A 13,350-nucleotide genomic window follows, 5' to 3' on the forward strand; every position below is an offset into this window, starting at 1 on the left:
AGAACCGCGCGGCGGGGCGGGGCGTCAACTGTCGCGGCGCAGCCAAAGGGCGTCGGAGCCGAGAGAGGCGACGAAGGCGGCATGCGCTTCGGCTTCCGTGTCGGTGAGCAGCGGCGCCAGCGGACGCGGGCGCGGCGGCGGGACATAAGCGCCGGACGCAGCGGACGCGCTGTCTCCGGTCGCGACGGACAGGCCGAAATCGGGCTGACGGCCGCCGATCAGCTCAAGATATACCTCCGCGAGCAGTTCGGCGTCGAGCAGCGCGCCGTGCTTCTCGCGAGCGGAGTTGTCGACGCCGAAACGACGGCAGAGCGCATCGAGGCTGGCGGGGGAGCCCGGAAACTTCCTCCGGGCGAGCGCCACCGTGTCGAAGGCGCGGCTCATCGGCCAGACCGGCTGGCCGAGGCGCGCGCGCTCGGCGTTGAGGAACTTCATGTCGAAGGCGGCGTTGTGGATCACCAACCGGGCCTCGGCGACGAAAGCCTCGAATTCGGCGGCGATCTCGGCGAAGAGGGGCTTGTCCGAGAGGAAGGCGGCGCTGAGGCCATGCACTGCCTCGGCCTCGGGCGGCATGTCGCGCTCGGGGTTGAGGTAGACATGGAATACGCGCCGCGTGGGCACGTGGTTGACCAGCTCGACTGCGCCGATCTCGACGATGCGGTGGCCGTCGGCCGGGTCGAGGCCGGTGGTTTCGGTGTCGAGGGCGATCTCGCGGGTCATCCGGCCTCCGTGCTGCGCTTCCAGCCGCCGCGCAGCTCCGCGACCACGTCGCGGACCTGCGCGCGCGCCGTCTCGAACCCTGCGCCGGTGTCGATGACGAAATCGGCGCGGGCGCGTTTCTCGGCGTCGGGCGTCTGGCGCGCGAGAATTGCCGCGAACGCCGCCGGCGTCATCCCCTCGCGCGCCAGCACGCGGGCGCGCTGGACTTCTGGCGGCGCGCTCGCGACGACGACGGCGTCGAAGGCGGTCTGGGCGCCGGTCTCGAACAGCAGAGGGATGTCGCAGAGCGCCATCTCCGCCTCGTCGGCGCGGGCGGCGACGAGAAAGGCCGAGCGGTCCTGCTCGACCAGCGGGTGGACCGCGGCTTCGATGCGGGGCAGCAGCGCAGGGTCGGCGAGGATGGCCGCGCGGAGGGCGTCGCGGTCCACGGCGCCGTCGCGGATCGCGCCGGGGGCGAGCGCGGAGACGGCGGGGACGGCGGGGCCGCCGCGCGCATAGAGCCGGCGCACGGCTTCGTCGGCGTCCCAGACGCGCGCGCCCTCCGCGGCGAACATCCGCGCAGTGGTCGACTTGCCCATGCCGATTGAGCCCGTGAGGCCGAGCGCGATCATGCCGACAGCACCGCCTGGCGCAGCGCCGCATCGACTTCCGGGGCGCGGCCGAACCACGCTTCGAAGCCGGGGCGGGCCTGATGGAGCAGCATCCCCAGCCCGTCCACAGTGCGAAGCCCGCATGCGGCGGCTTCGGCGAGGAAGGGCGTGACGAGCGGCGCGTAGACGATGTCGGTCGCGAGCGCGTGGGGAGCTGCGGCGGCGAGCGACAGCTCAAGCGGCGGCTGGCCCTGCATGCCGAGACTTGTGGTGTTGACGAGAAGCGCCGCGCCGTCGACCGCCGCCGCCGCCTGCGCCCAGTCCAGCGTCTCGACCGGACCGCCGAGCGCATCGGCGAGCGCATCGGCGCGGGCGCGCGTGCGGTTGACGAGGCGGACCGAAGGCGCGCCGGCGTCGATCAGCGCCGCGACGACGGCGCGCGCGGCGCCGCCCGCGCCGAGCACGAGCGCTGGGCCGGCGTCGGCGCGCCAGCCGGAGGCGCCGGCGCGGAGGTTCTCCAGAAAGCCGAAGCCGTCGGTGTTGTCGGCCTCCAGCGCGCCGTCGCGCAGGACGAGCGTGTTGGCCGCTCCGATGCGGCGGGCGCGGGGCGTCGCGACATCGGCGAGCGCCAGCGCCTCCTCCTTATGGGGCAGAGTGACGTTCGCGCCGCTGAACCCCAGAGCGCGCAGCCCGGCAAGCGCTTGCGGCAGAGCGCCGGGCGCGACGGCGAGCGGAACGTACCAGCCCGGCAGCCCGTAACGGCGCAGCCAGTGGCCATGCAGCGCGGGCGAGCGGGAATGGCCGATCGGCCAGCCGATCACGCCGGCGACGGGCGGCGGCGCGCTCATCGCGCGAGAACCCCCTGGGCGCGCAGACACTCCAGAACTTCGAGGAGCGGCAAGCCGAGAATGGTGAAATGGTCGCCCTCGACGCGGGCGAAGAGCTGCGCGCCGAGGCCTTCGATGCGGTAGCCGCCGACAGTGGACAGCACGTCGTCGCCGATCGCGTCGAGATAGGCGTCGAGACAGGCGTCGGAGAAGGGGCGCATGGTCAGCCGCGCGAGCCCGACGGCGCGCCAGAGCGGCGCGCCGTCGCGCGCGATCACCGCGGCGCTGACCAGCGTGTGGGTCGCGCCGCGCAGACGCGCGAGCTGGGCGCGCGCCTCGGAGCGGTCGCGCGGCTTGTCGAAGCGGACGCCGTCGAGATCGAGCACCTGGTCGGCGCCGAGGACGAGCGCGCCCGGCGCGCGGGCGCTGACGCGCAGCGCCTTCATCTCCGCCAGCGCGTCGGCGATGTCGCGCGAGGCGGCGCCTTCGGCGGCCATGGCGTCGCGAAGGCTCGCCTCGTCGACCCGGGCGGGGCGGGCCTCGATCGTCACGCCGGCGGCCGCCAGCATGCCGGCGCGGGCGGGAGAGGCCGAGGCGAGGATCAGCGTCGCCGTCACTCGGCGCTCCGTCCGCGCGACGCGGCGCGCAGGATCGCCATGACAGCCGCCGCGGTCTCCTCGATGGAGCGGCGGGTGACGTCGACCACTGGCGCGGCGCAGCGCGCGAAGAAAAGCCGCGCCTCCGCAATCTCGGCGCGCACCGCGTCGAGATCGGCGTAATCGGCGCGGGCGGGCCCGCCGATGCTCTGCAGACGCTCGGCGCGGATCTGGACGAGGCGGCTGGGGCTGATCGTCAACCCGATCAGCGGAACGCCGCGCCTGCGCGCCGCCTCGAAGGCGGGCGGCGGTTCGAGCCCCGGCACGAGCGGCAGATTGGCGGCCTTTACGCCGCGACAGGCGAGATAGATGCATGTGGGCGTCTTGGACGTGCGACTGACGCCGGCGAGGATCACGTCGGCTGCGGAGAAGCGCTCGCCGGCGGCCCCGTCGTCGTTGCGCATGGCGAAGTCGATGGCGGCGATCCGGCGCAGATAGGCTTCGCCCGTATCGTATTGCGCGCCCGGAACGTCGATCTGCGAGCGCCCGAAGCAGCGGCGCAGCGCCTGGGTCAGCGGATCGAGCAGATTGACCGCCTCCAGCCCGCGCGCTTCGGCGAACGCGCTCAAGCGCGCGGCGATGGCGGGATCGACGACCGTGAAGATGATCGGCCCCGGCGCGCGGTCGATGTCGTCGAGAACGGCGTCGAGATCGGCGAGTTTGCGGACGAACACATGGAGGCGCCGCTCCGGCTCCAGCGCGTCGAAGCGCGCGAGCGCGGCGGTCGCGGCGGCGCTGACCGTGTCGCCGGTGGCGTCGGAGACGAGATGGAGGATTTCGCGATGGGCCACGGGGCGGCTCCGGCGCCGAAACTCGAGCGGACGTCGTCTGCGGCTGTGGATAGCGGGGACGCCGGGGAAAGACCAGCGGGTTCGACGCAGGCCGGTTGACGACAGGGGGATCTGCGCTTCTGGGGGCGGGAACCGCCGCTCGGATGGGGATTGCGGGGATGGAACGTCAGGCGCGCGGGCCGACCGCCGCGCCGCAGGGTCGCAAGGCTGTGCGCAACTCTGTGAACCGCCGGCGCGCCGTGCTAATCCCCGCTTCCCACAGGCCTACTGGTCTAAATCATCCTTAAGAGACTCTTTACCTGTCTGGAAACGCCCCATGCCGAGCCATCCCACCCTGCTGAGAGCCCTGCGCGGCGAAACCTTGCCGCGCCCGCCGATCTGGCTGATGCGGCAGGCGGGGCGCTACCTTCCCGAATACCGCGCGACCCGCGCCGAAGCGGGGTCTTTCCTCGACCTGTGCTATTCGCCCGCATTGGCCACGGAAGTGACGCTGCAGCCGATCCGGCGCTACGGCTTCGATGCGGCGATCCTGTTCGCCGACATCCTGCTCGTTCCGCATGGGCTGGGGCGCAAGCTGTGGTTCGCCGAAGGCGAAGGCCCACGGCTGGAGCCATTGACCACGGCCGCCGATGTCGCCGCGCTGGCGGACGACGCGGCGATGCACGCCCATCTGGCGCCCGTCTATGAGACCGTGCGCCGTCTACGGGCCGCGTTGCCTGAGGAGACTGCGTTGATCGGCTTCGCCGGCGCGCCCTGGACCGTGGCGACCTACATGATCGCCGGGCGCGGCAAGGATGAGCAGGCCGGCGCGAAAGCGCTGATGCGCGAAGCTCCCGACGTCTTCGCGGCGCTGATGGGACGGTTGATCGACGCCACGACCGCCTATCTCGAAGCGCAGATCGACGCCGGCGCGCAGGTGGTCAAGCTGTTCGACAGCTGGGCCGGGGCGCTCGTCGACGACGCGGCGGCGTTCGAGGCCTGGATTCAGGAGCCGGCGCGCGAGATCCGGTCGCGGCTCGCGCGGACGCGGCCCGGCGTTCCGATCATCGCCTTTCCGCGGGGCGCCGGGGCGCGCTACGAGGCTTTCGCGAAGGCGGTGATGGCGGAGGGCGTCGCCATCGACTCCGAGACGCCTGCAGCCTGGGCGCGGGACCATTTGCAGCCGCATGTGGCCGTGCAGGGAAATCTCGATCCGGCGCTTCTGGTGCGCGGGGGGGAGGAGCTCGACGCGGCGGCTGAGGCGGTGCTCGACGCGCTCGGAGCCGGGCCGTTCATCTTCAATCTCGGCCATGGGATCACGCCGGACGCCGACCCGGACAACGTCGCGCGGCTTGTCCAGGTGGTGCGGGGCGAGGCGGGGCGATGAGCTATGAGTGGGCGATCGCCGTTCATCTGATGGCCTGGGCGAGCTGGATGGCGGGGCTGTTCTATCTTCCCCGGCTTTTCGTCTATCACGCCGAACGCGCGGCGCCGGGCTCGGAGATGTCGGAAACCTTCAAGATCATGGAGCGCAAGCTGTTGCGTTTCATCATGGCGCCTGCGGCGATCGCGACATGGGCCACGGGGCTTTACCTCGCGTTCTGGCTCGGCGTCGTTGACTGGGCGAGCGACGGCTGGATGCATGTGAAGCTGCTGCTTCTGGTGTTGATGACCGGCGCGCATCTGGCCATGGAGCGCTGGGCGGCGGAGTTCGCCCGCGACGGCAATCGACGCCGCGGGCGCTTCTATCGCTGGGCCAACGAGGCCCCGACGCTGCTCTTTATCGGCGTGATCATCATGGTCGTCGTCAAACCGTTCTGACGGCGAGACTGCTTTACGGTTTGACAAACCCGTGGCGCCAAGCGTAAGTGCGTCGCTAAGGTGCGGAATGCCTTCCGAACGCCTCTCCTCCCGTCATCCGCTGCGCCGACATTTCCTCGCCGCGCGGATTTTCCTTCGGAAATGTTCATGGACATCACCCAGCTGAAGCTCTCCGAGCTCAAGGCGAAGTCACCCACTGATCTTCTGATGTTTGCAGAAGAACTTGAGGTGGAGAACGCCAGCTCGATGCGGAAGCAGGATATGCTTTTCGCTATATTGAAAGAATTGGCGGAAAGAAATGTCGAGATCCAAGGCGGGGGGGTCTTGGAAGTATTGCAGGATGGATTCGGATTTCTGCGGTCTCCGGAAGCAAATTATCTTCCTGGACCTGATGATATCTACGTCTCTCCGTCGCAGATCAGACGGTTTGCGCTTCGGACTGGCGATACGGTCGATGGGCTGATCCGGGCGCCGAAGGATGGCGAACGCTATTTCGCCCTGGTCAAGGTGAGCGCGATCAACTTCGAGAATCCGGAGGCCGCCCGCCACAAGGTGCATTTCGACAACCTGACGCCGCTCTATCCAGATGAGCGTTTCACCATGGAGGTGGACGATCCGGCGCTGAAAGATCGGTCGTCTCGAATCATCGATCTGGTGGCGCCTTTCGGCAAGGGGCAGCGGGCGCTGATCGTGGCGCCGCCGCGCACGGGCAAGACGGTCCTGCTGCAGAACATCGCACACTCGATCGAGCGCAATCATCCCGAGTGCTACCTGATCGTGCTGCTGATCGACGAGCGGCCGGAGGAAGTCACCGACATGCAGCGGTCGGTGAAAGGCGAGGTGGTGTCCTCGACCTTCGACGAGCCCGCGACGCGGCATGTCGCCGTCTCGGAGATGGTGATCGAGAAGGCGAAGCGGTTGGTCGAACATGGCCGCGACGTCGTGATCCTGCTCGACTCGATCACCCGACTCGGACGCGCCTACAACACTGTCGTGCCCTCTTCGGGCAAAGTGCTGACGGGCGGCGTCGACGCCAACGCGCTGCAGCGGCCAAAGCGCTTCTTCGGCGCGGCGCGCAACATCGAGGAAGGCGGTTCGCTGACCATCATCGCCACTGCGCTGATCGACACGGGCAGCCGGATGGACGAGGTGATCTTCGAAGAGTTCAAGGGCACGGGCAATTCCGAACTGGTGCTCGACCGCAAGATCGCGGACAAGCGCGTCTTCCCCGCCATCGACATCCTGAAGTCCGGGACGCGCAAGGAAGAGTTGCTTGTCACCAAGGCGGACCTCACGAAGATGTTCGTGCTGCGGCGCATCCTGAATCCGATGGGCACGACCGATGCGATCGAGTTCCTTCTCGGAAAACTCAAGCAGACCAAGTCCAATCGCGAATTCTTCGATTCGATGAATACCTGAGTCCCGCATGGCGTCGACGATCTATGCGCTCTCCACGGCGCCTGGTCGGGCCGCTATCGCAGTGGTCAGGTTGTCGGGACCGGAGGCGCATCGCGCAGTCGCCGCTTTGATAGGGCGACCGGTCGTCGCCGACCGGCGGATGCGCAGAGCGACATTGCGCCACCCCCACACTGGCGAGACGCTCGACGATGCGCTCGTCGTCGCTTTCGCCGAAGGCGCGAGTTTTACGTCGGAGGCGATGGCGGAGCTGCACCTACACGGTGGGCGGGCCATCGCGAACAGCGTACTGGAAGCTCTGGCCGCTTACGACGGTCTGTCGGTCGCGGAGCCGGGGGCGTTTACGCGTCGGGCATTCGAGGCGGGGCGGCTCGATCTGTCTCAAGCGGAGGGTCTCGCCGACCTCATCGACGCCGAGACCGCAGCGCAGCATCGACAGGCGGTGCGGATGCTCGACGGCGCCTTGTCGCGCAAGGTGGCCGAATGGCGCGAGGCGATCCTGTCGGCGCTAGCATTGACCGAAGCCGTGATCGACTTCTCGGATGAGGAACTTCCCGGCGATCTGTATGACACTGCGTCATCGTCTATCGAGCGGCTCGCCGCCTCGCTCGACGAAGACCTTCGCGGCGCCTTCTCCGCACAGCGCGTGCGCGAAGGATTCGAGGTGGCGCTGGTCGGCCCTCCCAATGTCGGGAAATCGTCTCTCATGAATGCGATTGCGGGGCGGGAAGTTGCGTTGACATCCGAAGTTGCGGGGACGACGCGCGACGTCATCGAAGTACGTTGCGATCTGGGCGGAATCGCAGTGACGTTTCTCGACATGGCGGGCCTGCGGGAATCGGGCGACCCCGTCGAGCGTGCGGGGGTCGCTCGGGCGCGGGAGCGGGCGGCGCAGGCCGATCTGAGGATATTCGTCTCCGATCCCGACGTGGAGGCCGACGTGGCCTCGGCGCAGCCAGGAGATATCTTCGTCGTCAACAAGAGCGATCTCGGCGACAGGGGCTCGGCGCGCTTGCAGGTTTCCGCAAAGACGGGAGCGGGCGTCGCCGCGCTTCTCGGTCGGGTTCAAGTCGCGCTCGCGGCGCGCAGCCAAGGGGCCGGCGCCCTCACGCGCGCGCGGCATGTCGAGGCGGTGACGCGCGCCCGCGCGGCGCTGGCGCGCGCCGAGAGCAACGCAGACGACGCGATCCGCGCCGAGGAGTTGCGGCTTGCGGCGCGTCACCTTGGTCGGATCGTGGGCGCGGTTGACGTCGAGGACGTTCTCGGGGAGATCTTCTCCCGCTTCTGCCTCGGGAAATGAGAGTGTTTCACGTGAAACAGCGGGACGAGTTCGACATCATCGTCGTCGGCGGTGGGCATGCCGGCGCCGAGGCCGCCCATGCGGCTGCCCGACTCGGCGCGTCCTTCGGCGTGCGCGTCGGCCTGGTGACGCATCGTCGCGACCGGATTGGCGAGATGTCGTGCAATCCGGCGATCGGCGGCCTCGGCAAGGGGCATCTGGTGCGCGAAATCGATGCGCTCGACGGTCTCATGGGGCGGGCCGCGGATCGCGCTGGAATCCAGTTCCGCCTCCTCAACCGCAGCAAGGGACCCGCCGTGCAAGGTCCCCGCGCCCAGTGCGATCGCGGGCTCTACCGAGCCGCGATGCAGGAGTCCGTGGCGGCGACTGCGGGGCTTGCGGTGATCGAGGGCGCGGTCTCCGATCTGGTTCTCGAGGGTCCAGTCATCCGCGGCGTCGAGCTGACGGATGGCGCCCGCATTCCGTGCCGCGTTGTGGTGTTGACGACGGGGACTTTTCTCGGCGGCGTGATCCATATCGGCGCCGAGAAAATGGCGGGCGGCCGCTTCGGCGATCCGTCGGAGACAGCTTTGGGAGGGCGGTTGCGCGCGCTGGGTCTGCCGATCGGCAGGCTGAAGACGGGGACGCCGCCGCGCATCGACGGGCGTACGATCGATTGGGATCGCGTCGAACGGCAACCGGGCGACAGCGCGCCCGCGATGTTCTCGTTTCTCAGCGAGCGACCGCTCGCAGCGCAGATATGTTGCGGGCTGACGCAGACGACGGAACGCACGCATGACGTGATCAGGCGGAACCTGTCTCAGTCGGCGATGTATGCGGGCAGGATCGAGGGCGTCGGGCCCCGATACTGCCCCTCCGTCGAGGACAAGGTGAGCCGCTTCGCGGAAAAACCGTCGCACCAGGTTTTCCTCGAGCCGGAGGGCCTCGACGACCCCACAGTCTATCCGAATGGCCTGTCCACCTCGTTGCCCCGGAGCGTTCAGGAGGAGTATGTCGCCACCATCCCGGGCTTGGAGCGCGCAAGGATCACGCGCCATGGCTACGCGATTGAGTATGACTACGTCGACCCCCGCGTCCTGAGGCCCGATCTGTCGCTCGACGGTATCGAGGGCCTCTTCCTCGCAGGACAGATCAACGGGACCACGGGTTACGAAGAAGCCGCGGCGCAGGGGATCATGGCGGGGCTCAATGCAGCGCATCGCTGTCTGGGCCGCGCGCCAGTCACCTTCGGTCGGCAGGAGAGCTATATCGGCGTCATGATCGACGACCTCACCCTGCGGGGCGTCTGCGAGCCCTACCGGATGTTCACCTCGCGGGCCGAATACCGTCTCGCGCTCCGGGCCGATAATGCCGACCAGCGTCTGACCCCGCACGGGATCGCCCTGGGATGCGTTTCGAAGGAACGCGAGCGTGTTTTCGAAGCCAAGCTTGCCGCACTTGCGCGAGGCCGGGAGATGCTGTCCGCCCTCGTGGTCACCCCGACGGAAGCCGTGCGGGCGGGCCTCTCGATCACCGCAGATGGGGTGCGGCGCAGTGGTCTCGAGCTTCTGGAACGCGCGGATGTGCCGTTCGAGGCCCTGCTCGCGTTCGCCCCGGAGCTGGCTACGTTGCCGTCGCAGATCGCCGCGCAATTGAAGACCGATGCGCGCTATCGGGTCTACCTCGACCGGCAGGCGGAGGATGTCGAGGTCCTGCGGCGCGACAGCGCGATCGAGCTGCCCGCTGCGCTCGACTACCGTCGCATTCCGGGTCTCTCTCGCGAACTCAGCGAGAAACTGAGCGCGGCGCGCCCCGCGACACTCGCACAGGCGGCCCGAATCGACGGGATGACGCCGGCTGCTCTTCTCCTGTTGCGCAGTCACGCGGCGCGGGCGCATAGCGAGAGCTCGCCGAGACATGCGCGCGGTCATGGGTGACGCGACGCGTGAGGGCAGCGCGTGGGGACTCGCCGATGTTTCACGTGAAACACTGGAGCGTCTTGAGGCGTTCGAGGCGCTTGTCCGGAAATGGACGGCCGCCATCAATCTGATCGCCCCGGGTACGGTCGACGACATCAGGCGGCGGCATACCCTCGACAGCGCTCAACTCTTCGCTCTCGCCCCGGACCATGCCGGGTCGTGGGTCGATCTGGGGGCTGGCGGCGGCTTCCCCGGCATGGTGATCGCCATCCTTGCGGAGGGATCGGGTCGTCAGCTCGACTTCCGTCTCGTCGAGAGCGATGCGCGAAAATGCGCTTTTCTCGAAGCCGCGACTCGCGAATTGGGCGTGCGGGCGAGGGTGCTGAGGCGTCGCGTCGAGGGCAGCCCCTTCAGTCCCGCCGACGTTGTTTCGGCTCGCGCGCTGGCCCCGCTCGGGAAGCTTCTGACATTGGCGGCGCCGTGGCGCAATTCGGGCGGCGTTTTCCTCTTTCCCAAGGGGGCGCGAGTCGATGCCGAATTGACCGAGGCGCGCAGATGTTGGCATATGGACGTTGATCGGATCGCAAGTGCGACGGATCCGCAGGCGTGCGTTCTGCGCATCAGGGAGTGTCTTCGTGTCGGATGACAACGCCGCCCCGCGCGTGATCGCCCTCGCCAATCAAAAGGGCGGCGTCGGAAAGACCACGACGGCGATCAATCTCGGGACTGCGCTCGCGGCCGTCGGCAAACGCACCTTGGTGGTCGATCTGGACCCGCAAGGCAACGCGTCGACCGGTCTCGGCGTCGGGCCGCGTTCGCGGGAGCGATCGACCTACGATCTGATCACCGGGTCTGCATCGGCGTCGGATGTGATCCGCGCGACGGAGATTCCGAATCTCTGGATCGCCCCCGCCTCGCCGGACCTGTCCGGCGCCGATATCGATCTGATCGATGCGCGGGACCGCAATCTCCGCTTGCGCGCGGCCATCGATCCCGTCGGGTCGGAGTTCGAGTTCATCCTGATCGATTGTCCGCCGGCCCTCAATCTGTTGACTGTCAATGCGATGGTCGCGGCCGGTTCCGTTCTCGTCCCCCTCCAATGCGAGTTCTTCGCGCTGGAGGGGCTGTCGCAGCTGCTGCGCACCATTGAGATGATAAAAAAGTCTTTAAATCAAAAGCTTACGATTCAGGGCATCGTCCTGACAATGTACGACAAGCGCAACAATCTGTCTGCGCAGGTGGCCGAAGACGTGCGCGGCACGCTCGGGGACCTCGTCTATCAGACGGTCATCCCGCGCAACGTCCGACTGTCGGAAGCGCCGTCGCACGCGGTTCCGGCGCTCGTATACGATCAGAACTGCGCGGGCAGCCAAGCCTATATCCGTCTCGCCGGCGAGATGCTGCGCCGGGAAGGCGTCGCGCTGGCGGCATGAGGCGCACGCATCAGAGGACCATGAGATGAGCGAAACGCAGCGCCGGAAGGGACTCGGCCGAGGTCTCGCGGCCTTGATGGACGACGTGCGTGCGGATCCCGATCCGGGCTCAGCCGCGCCCGCCGCGACGGCCCCGATCGAACGCATCCGGCCAAACCCCAACCAACCCCGCAAACGTTTCGATGAAGAGGATCTCGACTCGCTCGCCGCGTCGATTCGCGCGCGCGGCGTTGTCCAGCCGCTGATCGTTCGTCCCGATCCAGCCGACCCGTCCTGCTTCCAGATCGTCGCTGGCGAACGCCGGTGGCGCGCCGCCCAGCGCGCCCAGTTGCACGAGCTTCCGGTCATCGTGCGCGAGATGACCGACTCCGATGTCCTGGAAGTCGCAATCGTCGAGAACATCCAACGCGCAGATCTCAATCCGATTGAGGAAGCCGCCGGCTTCGCGCAGCTCGTCGAGCGGTTCGGACACACTCAGGAGCAGCTCGGCGAAGCGCTTGGCAAGAGTCGGAGCTACATCGCCAACGCATTGAGATTGTTGACTCTTCCGGATGAGGTCATCGCCATGACCCGCGACGGTCGGCTCAGCGCCGGGCATGCCCGGGCGCTGATAACAGCCCCGGATCCCGTCGCGCTGGCCCGGGTCGTCGTCGCACGCGGCCTTTCCGTTCGCGAGACGGAGCGCCTCGCCAAGACGGCCGCGGCGCCCCGTCCGGCGCGGGCGGAGGCGACGGGGCGGCAGGACGCCGACACGCGCGCGCTCGAAGCGGATCTCACAGCGGCGACCGGATTGCGCGTCGCGATCCGGCATGGCGGGTCGGGCGGGGGAGAAGTGCGCATCGCCTATCGCGATCTCGACCAGCTCGACGGCATCTGCCAGTTGCTTAGCCGCTGATCAACGCTCGGGCGACAGCGCGATCTTGAGAAGCGTCCGCTCCATCAACGCGCGACGCGGGGCGCGGTCGCCGCTTCGCAATGCGGCGTCGAGCTCATGCAACGCGACGATCGCCGCTTCGATCTGCGCTGCCGACCAATGCCGCGCCGCGCGCGCGATGGCGTCGCGCCGGGGCCCGAAGACCGGCGGTCGGACGCGGTTGAGGACGCCGGCGTCCCCGCCCTCCACGGCGATCGCGTGCAGCAAGCGGAAGCGGCGCATCGTGGCGCCGACGATCTGCGCAGCGTCGACGCCGTGCGCTGCGAGACGCGCCGTCGCAGCGCGCAGCGCCTCGGGCCGGCGATCCGCGACGGCCGCCGCCGCCATCTCGGCGTCTTCAGCCGCGCGAGGCGGAGCGCAGGCCGCGACGTCGTCAGCCGAGAGCGGATCGAGGTCGTTCAGCTTGTAGAGCGCCAGACTCTCGACAAGCTGCGCCAAAGCGCCCGCGTCGAGTGTTCGCGCGACGTCCTCAAGCGCCGCGAGCCCTTCGGGCGACGCCGTGCATCCAGCCTTGCGCAGCGCCACGTCGAGCCCGGCGCGGTCGGGCGGATCGCCATGGCAGGCGAGGGCGGCCATGTCGCGCGACCCCTCGAACAGCCCCCGCAAGCGCCCTTTGGCGGCGAGCGCCGACGCCGTCACGATCAACCAGGCGTCCTCTGGCGAGGCCGCATCCGCAGCCCGCCCGACGGCCTCGGCGAGCGCATCGGTCGCATCGGCGATCCAGACGACGCGGCGGCCCGGAAAGAACCCGGTCGCGCGCAGCGCATCGTCCGCTATCGCGGGATCTGCGCGCACCGCCATCGCGTCGAGCGCGGTCACCCGCAGTTCCGCCTCCGCGTCTGGGCCGGCGAGCGCTTGGATCAGCGCCCGGCGTCGCTGCGCCACTTCCGCAGCGTCCGGGCCATGGATCAGAGCCGCCTTGATCCCCGCCGGGGGCCGCGCGCAGAACGCCGCCATCGCTCCGGCGCTCAGCTTCACCGCGCCC

The 13,350-nt window shown here is 68.7% G+C and carries 14 protein-coding genes; 8 read left to right on the forward strand and 6 right to left on the reverse strand.

All coding sequences use genetic code 11. The features are described from left to right. Positions 1-24: 24 nt before the first annotated feature. Genes dnaQ through V7Q31_RS01400 form a run of 5 tightly spaced genes read right to left on the reverse strand, consistent with a single transcriptional unit; the run spans position 25 to position 3,584 of the window. Entirely contained in the window at positions 25-720 is a 696-nt protein-coding gene (gene dnaQ / locus V7Q31_RS01380) for a DNA polymerase III subunit epsilon (RefSeq protein ID WP_333831870.1), read from the reverse strand. After that, positions 717-1,331, reverse strand: coding sequence for a dephospho-CoA kinase (gene coaE / locus V7Q31_RS01385; protein ID WP_333831871.1), 615 nt, complete (start codon positions 1,329-1,331; stop codon positions 717-719). The genes dnaQ and coaE overlap by 4 nt, the downstream gene beginning before the upstream one ends. After that, entirely contained in the window at positions 1,328-2,158 is an 831-nt protein-coding gene (locus tag V7Q31_RS01390; RefSeq protein ID WP_333831872.1) for a shikimate dehydrogenase, read from the reverse strand. The genes coaE and V7Q31_RS01390 overlap by 4 nt, the downstream gene beginning before the upstream one ends. After that, positions 2,155-2,754, reverse strand: a complete 600-nt coding sequence (locus V7Q31_RS01395; protein WP_333831873.1) for a Maf family protein — start codon at positions 2,752-2,754, stop codon at positions 2,155-2,157. Before V7Q31_RS01395 ends, V7Q31_RS01390 begins: the two co-directional genes overlap by 4 nt. Then, positions 2,751-3,584 carry a pyruvate, water dikinase regulatory protein gene (locus V7Q31_RS01400; protein WP_333831874.1) on the reverse strand — a complete coding sequence of 278 codons (834 nt, stop codon included), beginning with the start codon at positions 3,582-3,584 and terminating at the stop codon, positions 2,751-2,753. Before V7Q31_RS01400 ends, V7Q31_RS01395 begins: the two co-directional genes overlap by 4 nt. A 316-nt stretch (positions 3,585-3,900) precedes the next feature. Between V7Q31_RS01400 and hemE the strand changes: the two genes are divergently transcribed. The 8 genes from hemE to V7Q31_RS01440 all read left to right on the forward strand — a co-directional run bounded on the left by hemE (position 3,901) and on the right by V7Q31_RS01440 (position 12,326). Further along, positions 3,901-4,950, forward strand: a complete 1,050-nt coding sequence (hemE, locus tag V7Q31_RS01405; protein ID WP_333831875.1) for a uroporphyrinogen decarboxylase — start codon at positions 3,901-3,903, stop codon at positions 4,948-4,950. Beyond that, on the forward strand, positions 4,947-5,384 hold the full coding sequence (hemJ, locus tag V7Q31_RS01410; RefSeq protein WP_333831876.1) for a protoporphyrinogen oxidase HemJ: 438 nt from the start codon (positions 4,947-4,949) through the stop codon (positions 5,382-5,384). Before hemE ends, hemJ begins: the two co-directional genes overlap by 4 nt. Before the next feature lie 147 nt (positions 5,385-5,531). Continuing rightward, a complete protein-coding gene (gene rho, locus V7Q31_RS01415) occupies positions 5,532-6,803 on the forward strand; it encodes a transcription termination factor Rho (protein ID WP_333831877.1) in 1,272 nt (423 codons plus the stop codon). A gap of 7 nt (positions 6,804-6,810) precedes the next feature. Beyond that, positions 6,811-8,100, forward strand: a complete 1,290-nt coding sequence (gene mnmE / locus V7Q31_RS01420; RefSeq protein ID WP_333831878.1) for a tRNA uridine-5-carboxymethylaminomethyl(34) synthesis GTPase MnmE — start codon at positions 6,811-6,813, stop codon at positions 8,098-8,100. 2 nt (positions 8,101-8,102) lie between these two features. After that, positions 8,103-10,016: a tRNA uridine-5-carboxymethylaminomethyl(34) synthesis enzyme MnmG gene (gene mnmG, locus V7Q31_RS01425; protein ID WP_333831879.1), complete on the forward strand. Its 1,914-nt coding sequence runs from the start codon at positions 8,103-8,105 to the stop codon at positions 10,014-10,016. After that, entirely contained in the window at positions 9,997-10,644 is a 648-nt protein-coding gene (rsmG, locus tag V7Q31_RS01430) for a 16S rRNA (guanine(527)-N(7))-methyltransferase RsmG (protein ID WP_333831880.1), read from the forward strand. The genes mnmG and rsmG overlap by 20 nt, the downstream gene beginning before the upstream one ends. Further along, complete coding sequence (locus V7Q31_RS01435) at positions 10,634-11,431, forward strand: ParA family protein (protein ID WP_333831881.1); 798 nt, start codon at positions 10,634-10,636, stop codon at positions 11,429-11,431. The genes rsmG and V7Q31_RS01435 overlap by 11 nt, the downstream gene beginning before the upstream one ends. Before the next feature lie 25 nt (positions 11,432-11,456). Further along, positions 11,457-12,326, forward strand: coding sequence for a ParB/RepB/Spo0J family partition protein (locus V7Q31_RS01440; RefSeq protein ID WP_333831882.1), 870 nt, complete (start codon positions 11,457-11,459; stop codon positions 12,324-12,326). On the opposite strand, the gene V7Q31_RS01445 is transcribed toward V7Q31_RS01440, so the two are convergent. Beyond that, on the reverse strand, positions 12,327-13,343 hold the full coding sequence (locus tag V7Q31_RS01445; protein ID WP_333831883.1) for a DNA polymerase III subunit delta: 1,017 nt from the start codon (positions 13,341-13,343) through the stop codon (positions 12,327-12,329). It lies immediately after the preceding gene. Between the last annotated feature and the right edge of the window lie 7 nt (positions 13,344-13,350).

The sequence above is a fragment of the Rubrimonas sp. genome, assembly GCF_036788415.1.
Classification (GTDB): Bacteria; Pseudomonadota; Alphaproteobacteria; order Rhodobacterales; family Rhodobacteraceae; genus Rubrimonas.

What these genes read in the sequence shown, in the direction of transcription:
- hemE (WP_333831875.1), top strand. Translation starts at nt 3,901, where the DNA reads ATGCCGAGCCATCCCACCCTGCTGAGAGCCCTGCGCGGCGAAACCTTG.
- mnmE (WP_333831878.1), top strand. Translation starts at nt 6,811, where the DNA reads ATGGCGTCGACGATCTATGCGCTCTCCACGGCGCCTGGTCGGGCCGCT.
- dnaQ (WP_333831870.1), bottom strand. Translation starts at nt 720, where the DNA reads ATGACCCGCGAGATCGCCCTCGACACCGAAACCACCGGCCTCGACCCG.
- hemJ (WP_333831876.1), top strand. Translation starts at nt 4,947, where the DNA reads ATGAGCTATGAGTGGGCGATCGCCGTTCATCTGATGGCCTGGGCGAGC.
- V7Q31_RS01440 (WP_333831882.1), top strand. Translation starts at nt 11,457, where the DNA reads ATGAGCGAAACGCAGCGCCGGAAGGGACTCGGCCGAGGTCTCGCGGCC.
- rho (WP_333831877.1), top strand. Translation starts at nt 5,532, where the DNA reads ATGGACATCACCCAGCTGAAGCTCTCCGAGCTCAAGGCGAAGTCACCC.
- rsmG (WP_333831880.1), top strand. Translation starts at nt 9,997, where the DNA reads ATGCGCGCGGTCATGGGTGACGCGACGCGTGAGGGCAGCGCGTGGGGA.
- coaE (WP_333831871.1), bottom strand. Translation starts at nt 1,331, where the DNA reads ATGATCGCGCTCGGCCTCACGGGCTCAATCGGCATGGGCAAGTCGACC.
- V7Q31_RS01390 (WP_333831872.1), bottom strand. Translation starts at nt 2,158, where the DNA reads ATGAGCGCGCCGCCGCCCGTCGCCGGCGTGATCGGCTGGCCGATCGGC.